Here is a 12,340-nt window from a genome sequence, read left to right as displayed (position 1 = left end):
TTGTTGCTACGCAACTCGCACCTGGTGACCACCTACGCACCCGACGGCCATCGCCCGCAACGGAACCCGGCCCCGCGACCACCTGCGCAAGCCGATCTTGTCCGACGTGCCGCCGCAGGTGCACCGGGCGCCGGTCAGGTCCCGTTCGGTCAGCCTGCCCTCCTGGCCCACCGCCTGGCGGACGCGGCCCAGCTCACCGGCGAGCCACTGGTTGCGCTCCGCGATCTCGTTGAACACGTCCGCGAGGGCCGACACGGGCCCGTTGCCCGGCACGACGAGCCTGCGGCGGAAGTTGCCGTCCCGCAGGTCTCTCATGGCGGAGAGAACCCGATCGAGGGTCGCGTCCGTCTCTTCGTTGGCCGTGGTCACTCCAAGCCTCCGTGCCTCGGTGGTCGCAGCCAAGCCTGCCACGTTAGGTTGGGAGCGAGGTAACTTGATGCCGCGATGCACGCAAACGACCCGCAGGAGGCCGTGATGATTCGGCCGAGCGCGCTGGACAAGAGCGGATGAGCAGCGCCGTGGGCATCGACCTCGACGGCTGGCAGCGCCTGGTGGACGGGCTGCGCGAAGCCGTCCTCGTCGTGGACCCGGCCGGCGTGGTGCGCGTGCGCAACGCCGCCGCGGCCGCCCGGTTCCCCCGGCTGTTCCTCGGCGAGCGCTTCGACGTGCACGTCGCGGGGCGGCAGCACGACCTGGGCGAGGGCTGGAGTGCCTGGTACTTCACCGACTCCGCGCTCGATCACGCCCATCTGCGGCTGGCGGGCGGCACGTCGAGGCAGACCACGCTGAAGACGATCGTGCAGCTCGCGGCGGAGTTGCTGGGGGAGCACTGCGTCGCCGTGGTGCCCGCGTCGCGTGACCGCCTGGAGTGGTGGCGTTGTGGCGGCGGCGAACCGACGGTCGCGCGTTCGCCGCGCCGGGCGTCCACGATCTCCGAGGTGCTCACGGGCACCTCGACCCTGGCCAGGATCACCTCTTTGGGTGAAGGTAACTGGGGCGTGCCGGAGGACTTCGGGTCTGCTCTGGCCGTCCCGCTGGGCGTCGGCGGCGCGCTGGTCGTGCTGCGGCGGGGTGACTTCGCGCCGAACGACGTGGAGCGGATCCGGCTGTTCGGCAAGCACGCGGCGGTGGCGTTGGAGTCGGCGTCGCGGCTGACCGAGCAACAGCGCACGATCGACATCCTGCGCTCGGCGTTGCTGCCGCTGCCGTTGCCCGAGGTGCGCGGGGTGGAGATGGGGTCGGTGTTCATCCCGGCCCACCAGCGCGCGCTGGTCGGCGGCGACTTCTACGACGTGCACCCGCGCACGGACGGCTCGGCGACGTTCGCGCTGGGCGACGTCTGCGGCCACGGCCTCGAAGCGGCGGTCCACAGTGGACGAGTCCGGCAGTCGCTGCAGGCGCTCTCGCTCGTCGAGACGAACCCGGTGCGGCTGCTGCACCTGCTGAACACCTCGTTGCGCGCCACCGGTTCCAAGCTCTTCACCACGATCGTCGTCGGCGAGCTGGTGCCGTTGTCGTCCGGGGGAGTGCGGCTCTCGCTCGCCTCCGGTGGGCATCCGGCGCCGATGATCCTGCGGGCGGACGGCTCGGTGCAGGAAGTCAGCGCGCCCGGTGCGATTGTCGGCATCCTGTCGGATGTCCGGTTCAGCGGCGAGCAGATCACGCTGGCGCCGGGCGACACGCTGGTGCTGTACTCGGACGGTTTCACCGAGGCACGCGCCCACACGGACCGCACCGAACTGTTCGGCGAGCAGCGGCTGCGGACAGTGCTGAAGGAGTGCAGGGGATTCTCGGCGGAGGAGATCGCGCGGCACTGCGAGGAGGCCGTGCTGAAGTGGCTGGACCGCGATGATCACGACGATCTCGCGTTGCTGTCCGTGCAGGCCGTGTGACCATCCGCCGTGTGAGTGAAATTCCCGGTACAAGCGTTCACCGCCCGTTCGTTTGCCACGACAGATCGACCGGTTGAGATCTCCGCATGTCCCACTCTCACGATCACCCGCACGGTGATCACACGCACCACCACCACGAGGTAGAGCCGGTTGAGGGCAGCTGGCTCGACGCGGAGGACGACCGTCCCTCGTCGGTGGAGCGCCGCAAGTTCCTCGCCGGTCTGGGCATCGCGGCCGGCGCTGTCGGCGCTGTCGCCGTCGGCACCGGCGAGGCCGAGGCCCACGTGCCTGTCAACCCCTGGGGTGGCGGGGACCGCTGGTACGCCGGCGACCACCACATCCACACGCAGTACTCCGACGACGGCCAGTACCCGATCGAGCACCAGGTGAGCAAGGCCCGCGAGTTCGGCCTCGACTGGGTGGTGATCACCGACCACGGTGGTCCCGCGCACCAGAAGTTCTCGATCGACCAGGTCACGCCGGACGTCGAGCGCGCGCGTAGGGCGCACCGCGACATGCTGGTCTACCAGGGTCTTGAGTGGAACATCCCCGGCGCCGAGCACGCCACCGTGTTCATGCCGCCCGGCAAGCACACCGTCGACATCCTCAAGGCGTTCGAGCTGTCCTACGACGGCCGCATCGCCGGCAACGCCGAGCCGCTGGCGCTGTCGGCGCTGCGGTACCTGGAGGCGCAGGTCCTCTCCGGACGGACCGAGATCGCGCTGATGTTCGCGAACCACCCGTCCCGGCGCGGCGTGGACAGCCCGCACGAGCTGCGCGGCTGGCGCGACGCGGCGCCCGGTGTCGCGGTCGGCATGGAGGGCGCGCCCGGCCACCAGGCCGCCGGTCTGTCGAAGGCCGCCGGCGGTCCCGGCCGTGCGCGCGGCTACTACGACACGCCCGCCCCGCTGCCCGAGTCGTTCCCCGGCTACCCGGCGGAGTCCTACCGCACGCACGGCGGTTTCGACTGGATGACCGCTCGCGTCGGCGGCATGTGGGACGCGCTGCTCGCCGAGGGCCGTCCGTGGTGGATCACCGCGAACTCCGACGTGCACCAGGTGTTCGCGGACACTTTGACGCCGGGCAAGCAGGACTACGCCACGACCGGGACGCGCGGTGCCCCCGTCGACTCGGGCGTGAAGCAGACTCAGTACGGCGACTTCTTCCCCGGCCAGTACGGCGCGAACGTCGTGGGTGCTCGTTCGCGGTCCTATGTGGACATCATGCGCGGCTTGCAGTCCGGCAAGGTGGTCACGGTGCACGGCAGGCTGATCGACGGCCTCTCGGTGCGTGTTCAGTCGCGTGACGACCTGCGCGGTGTGACGTTGGGCGGGCGGACGTTCGTGCGCCGCGGTGGCGACGTCGAGGTGACGATCGAGATCGACCGCGCTTCCGGCCCGAACTGGTCGGGTGCTACGCCCGTGCTGGCCAAGGTCGACCTGATTTCGGGTCCGGTGACCGGTCCGTCCGTTGACCGTGACGTGTTTCTGGCGCCGGAGACTTCGGTGGTGAAGACGTTCGAGGTGCCGCGTCGTGGCAAGATCCGGTTCACGCACACGTTCAAGAACGTCGAGCGTTCGTTCTACCTGCGGCTGCGGGGAAGCGACGGCAAGCGCCTGACGTCCGCCGGTGACCCGATGATCGACGAGATCGCGAACGCCGATCCGTGGGCGGATCTCTGGTTCTACGCGAATCCCGTGTTCGTCGACGTGATCTGATCACGCGGAAGTCCTTTCCGGACTATGTTGACCGGGTGTCCATGAAGCGTGAGCCCGATCGCCTAGTTCTCTTCACCGACGCTGTCGCCGCCATCGCGATCACGCTGCTGGTGCTGCCGCTGGTGGAGATCATCTCGGAACCGGGTGCCGGACGTCCGGCCGAGCTGATCTCCCACCACTGGCCGCAGATCTTCAGCTTCCTGCTGAGCTTCGCCGTGATCGCGCAGCTGTGGATGGCGCACCACCGGATCTTCGAGAACGTGCGCGAGTACACCCACCCGTTGATGCTGCTGAACATGGCGTGGGTGCTCACCATCGTCGTGCTGCCGTTCCCGACCGGTCTGGTGGGCGAGTACGGCAGTGACACGTTCACGCAGTTCTTCTACGTCGGCACGATCCTGGCGAGCAGCGCTTTGCTGTGCGCCATGACGCTCCTCGTGCACCGGGACAGCCTGACCCCGCGCGTGGTCATCGCGGCCGTGACGCCGGCGGTCCTGCTGCTGATCGCGCTCGCGCTGGTGCCGGTGATCAGCTACTGGGGCCTGCTGCTCCTGCTGCTGCAGTCGGCGACGTCGCGGCTCATCGGACCCCGTGCGGGCGGAACTGAACGCTGATCCTGGGGCCGACGACCTTCGACGTCTTCGGGATGGCGTGTTCCCAGGTGCGTTGGCACGAGCCGCCCATCACGAGCAGGTCGCCGTGCCCCAGCGCGTACTTGTGGGTCTCGCCGCCGCCGCGTGGGCGCAGTAGCAGCGCTCGGGGCGTGCCCACCGACACGATCGCGACCATCGTGTCCTCGGTCTGACCGCGGCCGATCGTGTCGCCGTGCCACGCCACGCTGTCCCGGCCGTCGCGGTAGTAGCAGAGGCCCGCCGTGGTGAAGGGTTCTTTCAGCTCAGGCAGGTAGTGCTCGGAGAGGGTGTCGCGGGCCGTGGTGAGCACGTCGAACGGGAGCCGGCCGCTGTAGAAGCAGAGCAGGCGCGGCACGTCGACCACGTTGTCGTACATCTGCCTGCGCTCCGCCCGCCACGGCACCTCGCCGACGAGCTGGTCGAAGAGTGCGTCGGCACCCGCGAGCCAGCCCGGCTGCACGTCGATCCACGCGCCGTGGCCCAGCTCGGTGCGGCGAGGGGCGAGCGGCGCCAGTGCGGGCTCCGCCTCCAGGTCGAACAGTGATCCCTGGCGCATGTCCGGCAGCATAATCGAACACGTGTTCTATTGCTAACGAGCTGCTGCCAGGACGGATAATCCGGATATGACTGGGGAAGAGAACGACGAGTTCGAGACCGTGCAGGTCCACAGGAACGTCATCAACGTCGTGGGCGGCGAGATGACCGGGATGATCATGCAGGTCCACACGGTCGGCGGCGACGTGTCGTTCGGCGACGGGAACGTGATCCGCGGGCCGAAAGCCCCCGACGAGGACTAGGGCTTCAGCACTGCCCAGACCGCGTCCGCGATGATCTCGCGGGCCTCGGCCAGGTCGAACACCCCGAGCAGGAACCGGCGCACCGACTCGTGCGCCGGTCCCATCACCACGGGTTCGAGGGCCCACGGCGGCACCGCGCGCATCTCGCCGGACTCCATGCGTTCGACGAACCACGTCAACACGGGCGCGAACTCCGCCTGCTTCACGGCCGGGTCGGCGTGGTCCGGTGCGGCGTAGAGGAACCGGGCGCGGCTCGGGTTCTCCGTCACCCAGTCCAGGTAGCGCAGCGCCAGATCGCGCACCGCCGCACCAGCAGCGCGCGAGTCCAGGGCGGGCCTCATCGCGGCGACGCAGCGGGCGTAGCTGTCGGCGTAGAGCTGCGCGAACACGCCCGCGCGGCTGCCGAAGTGGTGGTAGATGCTGCCGTTCGACATGCCGGACCGCTCGGTCAGTGCCGCGATCGTCACGGCGTCGAGGCCGCCCTCCTCGACGAGCTTGAGCGCCGCGTCGAGGAGAGACTGTCGTCGGTCGGCCATGACGGTTAGAGTACCGCTCTGGAGCGACGCTCCAGAGAAAGGGATGAGCAATGGCGCTGTCTATTCCCGACCTGCTGCGCGACCGGGTCACCCGCACGCCCGACGCCGAGGCGATGCGGTACCGCACGTCCGGTGGCTGGGCCTCGCTCACATGGGCTGAGCTGCAGGAACGTGTCGCGAAGGAAGCGTTCGGGCTGCGCGCCGCAGGTCTCGCCAAGGGCGACCGGGTCGCGTTGATGGGCGGCACCAGCATCGAGTGGATCGTCACCGACCTGGCCGTGCTCGCCGCCGGCGGTGCCACCACCACGATCTACCCGAACAGCACGCGCGGCGAGGTCGCGCACATCGTCAGCGACTCCGGCAGCCGCATGGTCGTCGTGGACACCGACGAGCAGGCCGCGCTCATGCCCGCGGAGGTCGAGGTGCTGCGGTTCGGCGCGGTGCCCCAGGCTGACGGCGACTACGACGCGTTGATCGACGAGCTGGGCCCGGAAGACCTCGCCACCTTGATCTACACCTCGGGCACGACCGGCACCCCCAAGGGCGTCGAGCTCACCCACGACAACTGGCTGACGACGTCGGAAGCCATTGCGTCACTGGGCATTCTGCTGCCGACGGACCTGCACTTCCTGTGGCTGCCGTTGTCGCACGCGTTCGGCAAGGTGCTGACGATGGCGATGATCGCCGCGGGCGTGCCGACCGCGGTGGACGGGAGTGTCGAGCGGATCGTCGACAACCTCGGCGAGCTGAAGCCGACCATCGTGGCCGCCGCGCCGCGCATCTTCGAGAAGATCCACGGCCGGATCGTCGCGGGTGCGCGCGAGAAGGGCGGGCTCACCGAAAAGATCTTCCGCTGGGCCGACCGCGAGCACGGGCCGGCGACGCGCTGGCTCGCGGATCGCCTGGTGTACCGCAAGTTGCGCGACCGCGTGGGCGGCCGGATCCGGTACTTCGTGTCCGGCTCGGCACCGCTCGCCCACGAGATCGCGGAGTTCTTCGCACGCTCCGGCATCACGATCCTGGAGGGCTACGGCCTGACCGAGTCGTCCGCCGGCTCGTTCTTCAACCGGCCGGGCATGATCCAGCTCGGCACGGTCGGCCCGCCGATCCCCGGCATGGAGGTCAAGATCGCGGACGACGGAGAGGTCCTCCTCAAGGGCCCCGGCGTCATGCGCGGCTACCACAACCGGCCCGACGCGACCGCCGAGACGATCATCGACGGCTGGTTGCACACCGGCGACATCGGCGAGCTCGACGACGCCGGGCGGTTGAAGATCACCGACCGCAAGAAGGAGCTGATCAAGACCTCGGGCGGCAAGTACGTCGCGCCCGCGCGGATCGAGAGCATGATCAACGCGGCGTCGCCGTACATCAGCAACGTGATCGTGCACGGCGACCGCCGCAAGTACTGCGTGGCATTGGTGACGCTCGACCCGGACACCGCGAAGGGCCTCACCGACGCCGAGTCCGAGGTCTCGCAGGTGATCAAGAGCGTCAACGCGCAGCTGGCACGGCACGAGACGATCAAGCGGTTCGCGGTGCTGGAGCACGACTTCAGCGTCGAGGACGGGTTGCTGACCGCGTCGCTGAAGCCGCGCCGCCGGGAGATCGAGAAGCGTTACGCCGACACGCTCGACGGCCTGTACTGAGGTGCGTGATCCCGGCCTGGTCCTGACCGCCCGGGTCCTCCCGCTGGCCGTCCTGGCGTTCAGCACGTACTCCGACGAGGAGCTGGCCCGGCATCGCGCGACGCTCACCGAACTGGCGCACCACGCCGAGGTCCCCGAACAGGAAGCCCACGACTCCCTCGTCGAAGGCCTGCAGGGACTGGGCGGTCTGGCGATTCTCGGCGGAACGCTCTGCGCGATGTTCGTGTGGTTGTCCCAGCGCGCGGCGTATCTCCCGATGTCCGTGCTCGCGGCGGTGAGCACGGGAGTGCTGGGATTCGCCGGCATGCTCGCGGCGATCTACGGAGCCCGGCTGACGTGGCGCGGGATTGCCCCGCGACCACGTCGAACCGACTTCTGGCTGGCCGTCGCACTGGGGCTGCTGGGCGCGGCCTTCGTCCTGGCAGGCCGGCTGGCCTAGCGCCTGCGCTCGTCGTCGCGCTCGACCTCGACGCGCTCCTTGCGCACCTCGCCCTTGACGGTCTTCTGCTCGGTGACCGCGTCCTTCTCCAGCCGGACCCGTTCGACGGCCTCCGTGCGCTTCTGCACCACCGGTTCCTCGCGGTGCAGCGTGACTTCGGCCTGCTCGTCGGCGAACGCCTTGCCGGCGTTGCCCTTGACCGGCTCGCGAACGACGCGGACCTCTTCGTGCGTGACCGGAACGGTGATGTTGCGCTGCTCGGTGACCGTGTGCTTGACCAGCCGCACCCGGCCCGTCTCGACCTCGCGCGTGCCGACGTCGAGCTTCTCCTCCGAGAGCGTGACCTCGGCGGCGTCGTCCGAGCGCCTGCCGGGAAGCCGGTCGTGCCCACCGGACTTGGGCTGCGGCATCCTCATCCCGTAGTGCCGGTAGAGCGCCTCCTGCTCCTGGTCCGACATGTGGTCGCCCGACGTGTGCACGCTCGGCGCGTCCTTCACCTGCTCCTTGGCGACGGGCACGGTGATCGCGCCGCCCGCCACCTGTCCCTGCTGGATGGGGACGAAGCTCTCCTTCATGCCGAACAGTCCGGTGTGGACTTCCGCCCACATCGGCCTGCCGGTGCCGTCTTCGAGCCACACCCGCTTGACCGAACCGATCTTCTCGCCGTGGTTGTCGATCACGTCGCAGTCGTACAGAGCCTCAACGTGCGTCTGATCGATCATCGTCGCTGTCCTCCCGCGTTGGCTGTCGGCTTGCCACCGCGAGGTACCCGCCATCGCACGGCCGATCGCGGGCGCCCACCGACCAGGTGACCGCCCACGCCCGGCAATTCAGTCGAGTGAGTGACCCTCAGTCACACACGGCTCCGCGCGACGCGGACCCGACGAGCTTGGCGTACTTGGCGAGCACGCCGCGTTCGTAGCGCGGGGGCAGCGGTGCCCAGCCCTCCCGGCGGCTGTCGAGGTCGGCGTCCACGTCCAGCGTGCCCTCGGCGACGTTCAGCGTGATCCGGTCGCCGTCGCGCACGAACGCGATGGGCCCGCCGTCGACCGCCTCCGGTGCCACGTGCCCGACGCACAACCCCGTGGTGCCGCCGGAGAAGCGGCCGTCGGTGAGCAGCAGGACGTCCTTGCCGAGGCCCGCGCCCTTGATCGCCGCGGTGATGGCGAGCATCTCGCGCATGCCCGGCCCGCCCTTGGGACCCTCGTAGCGGATCACGACGACGTCGCCCGCGGTGATCGTGCCGTCCTCCAGCGCGTCCATCGCGGCGCGCTCGCGGTCGAACACCCGCGCGGTGCCGGTGAAGACGTCCGAGTCGAAGCCCGCGGACTTCACGACGGCGCCGTCCGGAGCGAGCGAACCTTTCAGGATCGTGATGCCGCCGGTGTGGTGGATCGGCTTGTCGAGGGCGCGCAGCACGAGGCCGTCGGGGTCGGGCGGCGCGATGTCGGCGAGGTTCTCGGCGACCGTGCGGCCGGTGACGGTGAGGCAGTCGCCGTGCAGCAGACCGGCGTCCAGCAGCGCCTTCATCACCACGGGCACGCCGCCGATGCGGTCGACGTCGGTCATCACGTGGCGTCCGAACGGCTTCACGTCGGCCAGGTGCGGCACGCGCGCGCCGATGCGGCTGAAGTCGTCCAGCGACAGTTCGACGCCGGCCTCGTGGGCGATCGCGAGCAGGTGCAGCACGGCGTTGGTGGAGCCGCCGAACGCCATGACGACGGCGATCGCGTTCTCGAACGCCTCGCGCGTCATGATCTGCCGGGCGGTGATGCCCTTGCGCAGCATCTGGACCACGGCCTGGCCGGACCGGCGCGCGAACCCGTCACGGCGGCGGTCGGTGGCCGGGGGAGCGGCACTGCCCGGCAACGACATGCCGAGTGCTTCCGCCGCGCTGGCCATGGTGTTCGCCGTGTACATGCCACCGCACGCACCCTCACCGGGGCAGATCGCGCGTTCGATCAGGTCGACGTCCTCACGGCTCATCAGCCCGCGCGCACAGGCCCCGACGGCCTCGAACGCGTCGATGATCGTGACTTCCTTCTCGGTGCCGTCGGTCAGCGTGACGCGGCCTGGCAGGATCGAGCCTGCATAGAGGAACACCGAGGCGAGGTCGAGCCGCGCCGCCGCCATCAGCATGCCCGGCAACGACTTGTCGCACCCGGCCAGCAGCACCGAGCCGTCGAGGCGCTCGGCCTGCATCACCGTCTCGACGCTGTCCGCGATCACCTCGCGCGACACCAGCGAGAAGTGCATGCCCTCGTGGCCCATCGAGATGCCGTCCGACACCGAGATCGTGCCGAACTCCAGCGGGTACCCGCCCGCCGCGTGCACCCCGTCCTTCGACGCCTTGGCGAGGCGGTCGAGCGACAGGTTGCACGGCGTGATCTCGTTCCACGACGAGGCGACGCCGATCTGCGGCTTCTCCCAGTCGTCGTCGCCCATGCCGACGGCCCGGAGCATCCCGCGCGCGGCGGTGCGCTCCAGGCCGTCGGTCACGTCGCGGCTGCGTGGCTTCACGTCTGTCATGCCACGCACGCTAGTACTTCTCAGGCGGGGTTGGCTGCGTGAGTCAGCGTCTCCCAGGCGACGAACAGGTTGTCCGTCCCCTGTGGACGCATCCGCTCGGTGTAGGCCTGGGTGTTCGCCATCGCGATGCCCAGCCGGGTGTTCAGCGCGTTGAACGACACCTCCGACGTCGGCCCGAGGCTCTGGTTGTACGACCCGCCGCACAGCCACGACGGCACCGGCTCACCGTTCTGGTACTTGGTGTGCAGGCCCCACGCGTGCCGCATCCGGTCCTTGATCTCGCCCCAGATGTCCTGGCCCTGGTGCCGGGCCGTCTCGGCGAGGTGCGCGGCCGCCGCGAGCCCGTACCCGGTGTGCGTGAAGTCCCGGCAGGTCTCCTGGGACAGCCCGTCCACGAACGTCGACTGGCCCTGCCAGTAGGAGATGATCTCCGAGCGGGTGTCGATGCCGCTGCCCGGCGGCGTCTTCGGCAGCGAACCGTCGGTGGTCAGGTAGATGTAGGCGGGAATGCGGGTGCGGAAGATGCCGATGGCCTTGTCGTAGGCGGCCCGGTCCTCCAGGAAGACCGCGATGCCGATCGACGCCTCCATCATGCTGAGTTCCCAGTTGCCGTTGGTGTTCGCGCGGCCGTTCTGGATCTCGGGGAGGTAGACGTTGCGCAGCATCGTGCCGAAACGAGCGCTGTTCGGCCAGCTCCCGTAGACGTGCTTGATGATCTCCGCCGCCTTGGGCCACGAGGAAGCCGACCACGCGGTCTGCAACGGCGCGTTCGAGTTGGTGTGGTCGCGGATGGTGGCGGACCAGGCGTCCATGAGCTGGATCGCCTTGGTGGCATATCGGTTGTCGCGCGTCATGTACCAGGCGAGCGACATCGTGTAGGCCGCGATGGCGTCCTCGCGCTCATCGGTGCAGCCGTAGTTGGGGTTGGAGTAGGGGCCGCACTCGACCACGGCACGCGGTTTCGGCGTGCGGTTCAGGTCGGCGTACTTCGACGCCATCATGCGGTCGTAGGCGAGCTTCCACGGCTGGGCGCCCGCTTGGACCTTGGCGCGCACGAAGTCCAGCTGTGGCCGGGAAACCACGACTCCCGGGTGGACGAACGTCGCCGGAGCCGCCGAGACGGAACCGGTGACCGGTACCAGCAATGATGCCAGCAGTGCGATCAGCACCGCGCAGGAACGGGTGACCATGCGGCACAGTGTTAGTGGTCTATACCTTTGCGGTCAATGTTTCCGGAACATGTTCAAGCTGGTGAACGGTTCACGCTTCTGAACCGGCGGTTCCGCGCAGATCGGTGAAGTACTTCAGGGCTGCGGCGTGGGCTTTTCGGCCGACGGTCCTGTCCTCGTCCTGCCAGGAGTACCGGTTGCCCGGACCAGCCGCGAGCACCCGCAGCGGCCAGTCCCCGCGGTCCATGTCGCCGAGCGCGTAGCCCCGCATGTGCTCTGGGATGGCCGCATACGCGTCACGCAGCTTCGCCCGGTTCTCCTCGGTCTGCTCGGCGAGGAAGACGTCCACCGCCGCGAGGCATCGGGCCGTGGAGTCCGGTCGGCCGGCCAGCTGGTCGACGTCGTCGCGGACCTCGGCGAGCAGCGCGCCGGCGGTGATCCAGGACCGCGGTTCAGCGAACTTCCAGGCTCCCAGGTGAAGCGCGGACCCTTCCGCGCCCTCGGGAATCTCGGTCGCCACCTTGCCAGAGGTGACCATGCGGGCGAACTCGTCCAGCGTGACGAGTCCCCAGCAGTCGACCATCCCGTCGGCGTAGATGAGCAGATCGGTGAGGAAGTACCTGTCCCCGTTGCGGATGAAGGCGTGCCGCCACGTCCCGGGGATCCGCTCACCGTCCGCATCGCGCCAGGTCCGCCGTTTCGCCAAAGCCACCGCGACAGGGTAATCCCCAAGCGGGACAACGAAAATCCCCGGTGCGCGGGAGGTGCACCGGGGATTCTCGCTCGCTAGGAGTGGGTCACTCCTTGCACTTCTTGCCCGTGTTCACGCAGTTGACCAGGCGGTTCATGATCTGCTGCGACATGACGTTGGCGAAGTCGTCGTGGTCGGAGAACGGGTTGTGCGCCTCCTCCGGGAACGAGTCCACCTTGTACTGACCCTTCTGCTGGATGTCCCTGGGGATGTTGTAGGTCAGGGAGA

Annotated in this window: 13 protein-coding genes and 1 pseudogene; 6 read left to right on the top strand and 8 right to left on the bottom strand. The window is 69.0% G+C overall.

The window, feature by feature from the left end:
• Nucleotides 1-6: 6 nt before the first annotated feature.
• The gene (locus tag ABZX92_RS42730; RefSeq protein ID WP_355571374.1) at nt 7-369 is read right to left on the bottom strand and encodes a hypothetical protein; all 363 of its coding nucleotides are present in this window, start codon (nt 367-369) and stop codon (nt 7-9) included.
• 137 nt (nt 370-506) lie between these two features.
• Here ABZX92_RS42730 and ABZX92_RS42725 point away from each other — a divergent pair, with 137 nt between their 5' ends.
• The 3 genes from ABZX92_RS42725 to ABZX92_RS42715 all read left to right on the top strand — a co-directional run bounded on the left by ABZX92_RS42725 (nt 507) and on the right by ABZX92_RS42715 (nt 4,224).
• Nucleotides 507-1,892, top strand: a complete 1,386-nt coding sequence (locus ABZX92_RS42725; protein ID WP_355571372.1) for a PP2C family protein-serine/threonine phosphatase — start codon at nt 507-509, stop codon at nt 1,890-1,892.
• Nucleotides 1,893-1,978: 86 nt separating this feature from the next.
• Nucleotides 1,979-3,610 (top strand): PHP domain-containing protein, encoded by a 1,632-nt coding sequence (locus ABZX92_RS42720; protein WP_355571371.1) that lies wholly within the window; start codon nt 1,979-1,981, stop codon nt 3,608-3,610.
• Between the two features lie 41 nt (nt 3,611-3,651).
• The gene (locus tag ABZX92_RS42715) at nt 3,652-4,224 is read left to right on the top strand and encodes a TMEM175 family protein (protein WP_355571376.1); all 573 of its coding nucleotides are present in this window, start codon (nt 3,652-3,654) and stop codon (nt 4,222-4,224) included.
• Here the strand turns inward: ABZX92_RS42715 and ABZX92_RS42710 are convergent.
• A complete protein-coding gene (locus ABZX92_RS42710) occupies nt 4,190-4,798 on the bottom strand; it encodes an alpha-ketoglutarate-dependent dioxygenase AlkB (RefSeq protein ID WP_355571369.1) in 609 nt (202 codons plus the stop codon). The two genes, ABZX92_RS42715 and ABZX92_RS42710, sit on opposite strands and share 35 nt — an antisense overlap.
• A 67-nt stretch (nt 4,799-4,865) precedes the next feature.
• Here ABZX92_RS42710 and ABZX92_RS42705 point away from each other — a divergent pair, with 67 nt between their 5' ends.
• On the top strand, nt 4,866-5,039 hold the full coding sequence (locus ABZX92_RS42705) for a hypothetical protein (RefSeq protein ID WP_355571367.1): 174 nt from the start codon (nt 4,866-4,868) through the stop codon (nt 5,037-5,039).
• Here the strand turns inward: ABZX92_RS42705 and ABZX92_RS42700 are convergent.
• Nucleotides 5,036-5,575, bottom strand: a complete 540-nt coding sequence (locus ABZX92_RS42700; RefSeq protein ID WP_355571365.1) for a TetR/AcrR family transcriptional regulator — start codon at nt 5,573-5,575, stop codon at nt 5,036-5,038. The two genes, ABZX92_RS42705 and ABZX92_RS42700, sit on opposite strands and share 4 nt — an antisense overlap.
• A gap of 50 nt (nt 5,576-5,625) precedes the next feature.
• On the opposite strand from ABZX92_RS42700, the gene ABZX92_RS42695 reads away from it, so the two are divergent.
• Together ABZX92_RS42695 and ABZX92_RS42690 are read left to right on the top strand one after the other, a co-directional pair.
• On the top strand, nt 5,626-7,224 hold the full coding sequence (locus tag ABZX92_RS42695; protein WP_355571364.1) for an AMP-dependent synthetase/ligase: 1,599 nt from the start codon (nt 5,626-5,628) through the stop codon (nt 7,222-7,224).
• A 1-nt stretch (nt 7,225) separates the two neighbouring features.
• Nucleotides 7,226-7,663 carry a hypothetical protein gene (locus ABZX92_RS42690; protein ID WP_355571362.1) on the top strand — a complete coding sequence of 146 codons (438 nt, stop codon included), beginning with the start codon at nt 7,226-7,228 and terminating at the stop codon, nt 7,661-7,663.
• Here ABZX92_RS42690 and ABZX92_RS42685 read toward each other — a convergent pair.
• The 5 genes and pseudogenes from ABZX92_RS42685 to ABZX92_RS42665 all read right to left on the bottom strand — a co-directional run.
• Entirely contained in the window at nt 7,660-8,385 is a 726-nt protein-coding gene (locus ABZX92_RS42685) for a PRC and DUF2382 domain-containing protein (protein WP_355571360.1), read from the bottom strand. The two genes, ABZX92_RS42690 and ABZX92_RS42685, sit on opposite strands and share 4 nt — an antisense overlap.
• Before the next feature lie 127 nt (nt 8,386-8,512).
• Nucleotides 8,513-10,192 carry a dihydroxy-acid dehydratase gene (gene ilvD, locus ABZX92_RS42680; RefSeq protein WP_355571358.1) on the bottom strand — a complete coding sequence of 560 codons (1,680 nt, stop codon included), beginning with the start codon at nt 10,190-10,192 and terminating at the stop codon, nt 8,513-8,515.
• A 20-nt stretch (nt 10,193-10,212) separates the two neighbouring features.
• Nucleotides 10,213-11,382, bottom strand: a complete 1,170-nt coding sequence (locus ABZX92_RS42675) for an alginate lyase family protein (protein WP_355571356.1) — start codon at nt 11,380-11,382, stop codon at nt 10,213-10,215.
• Nucleotides 11,383-11,452: 70 nt separating this feature from the next.
• The gene (locus tag ABZX92_RS42670) at nt 11,453-12,073 is read right to left on the bottom strand and encodes a hypothetical protein (RefSeq protein ID WP_355571355.1); all 621 of its coding nucleotides are present in this window, start codon (nt 12,071-12,073) and stop codon (nt 11,453-11,455) included.
• Nucleotides 12,074-12,158: 85 nt separating this feature from the next.
• Nucleotides 12,159-12,340: pseudogene (locus ABZX92_RS42665) on the bottom strand (hypothetical protein); the annotation flags it as partial.

It is taken from the genome of Lentzea sp. NPDC006480 (genome assembly GCF_040611995.1).
GTDB lineage: Bacteria > Actinomycetota > Actinomycetes > Mycobacteriales > Pseudonocardiaceae > Lentzea.
The sequence above is the reverse complement of the archived record's forward strand: the minus strand, read 5'-3'. Positions and strand labels throughout refer to the sequence as shown.

Coding starts and splice junctions, on each gene's coding strand:
- ABZX92_RS42725 (WP_355571372.1), top strand. CDS start 507: ATGAGCAGCGCCGTGGGCATCGACCTCGACGGCTGGCAGCGCCTGGTG.
- ABZX92_RS42720 (WP_355571371.1), top strand. CDS start 1,979: ATGTCCCACTCTCACGATCACCCGCACGGTGATCACACGCACCACCAC.
- ABZX92_RS42715 (WP_355571376.1), top strand. CDS start 3,652: ATGAAGCGTGAGCCCGATCGCCTAGTTCTCTTCACCGACGCTGTCGCC.
- ABZX92_RS42710 (WP_355571369.1), bottom strand. CDS start 4,798: ATGCGCCAGGGATCACTGTTCGACCTGGAGGCGGAGCCCGCACTGGCG.
- ABZX92_RS42705 (WP_355571367.1), top strand. CDS start 4,866: ATGACTGGGGAAGAGAACGACGAGTTCGAGACCGTGCAGGTCCACAGG.
- ABZX92_RS42700 (WP_355571365.1), bottom strand. CDS start 5,575: ATGGCCGACCGACGACAGTCTCTCCTCGACGCGGCGCTCAAGCTCGTC.
- ABZX92_RS42695 (WP_355571364.1), top strand. CDS start 5,626: ATGGCGCTGTCTATTCCCGACCTGCTGCGCGACCGGGTCACCCGCACG.
- ABZX92_RS42685 (WP_355571360.1), bottom strand. CDS start 8,385: ATGATCGATCAGACGCACGTTGAGGCTCTGTACGACTGCGACGTGATC.
- ilvD (WP_355571358.1), bottom strand. CDS start 10,192: ATGACAGACGTGAAGCCACGCAGCCGCGACGTGACCGACGGCCTGGAG.
- ABZX92_RS42675 (WP_355571356.1), bottom strand. CDS start 11,382: ATGGTCACCCGTTCCTGCGCGGTGCTGATCGCACTGCTGGCATCATTG.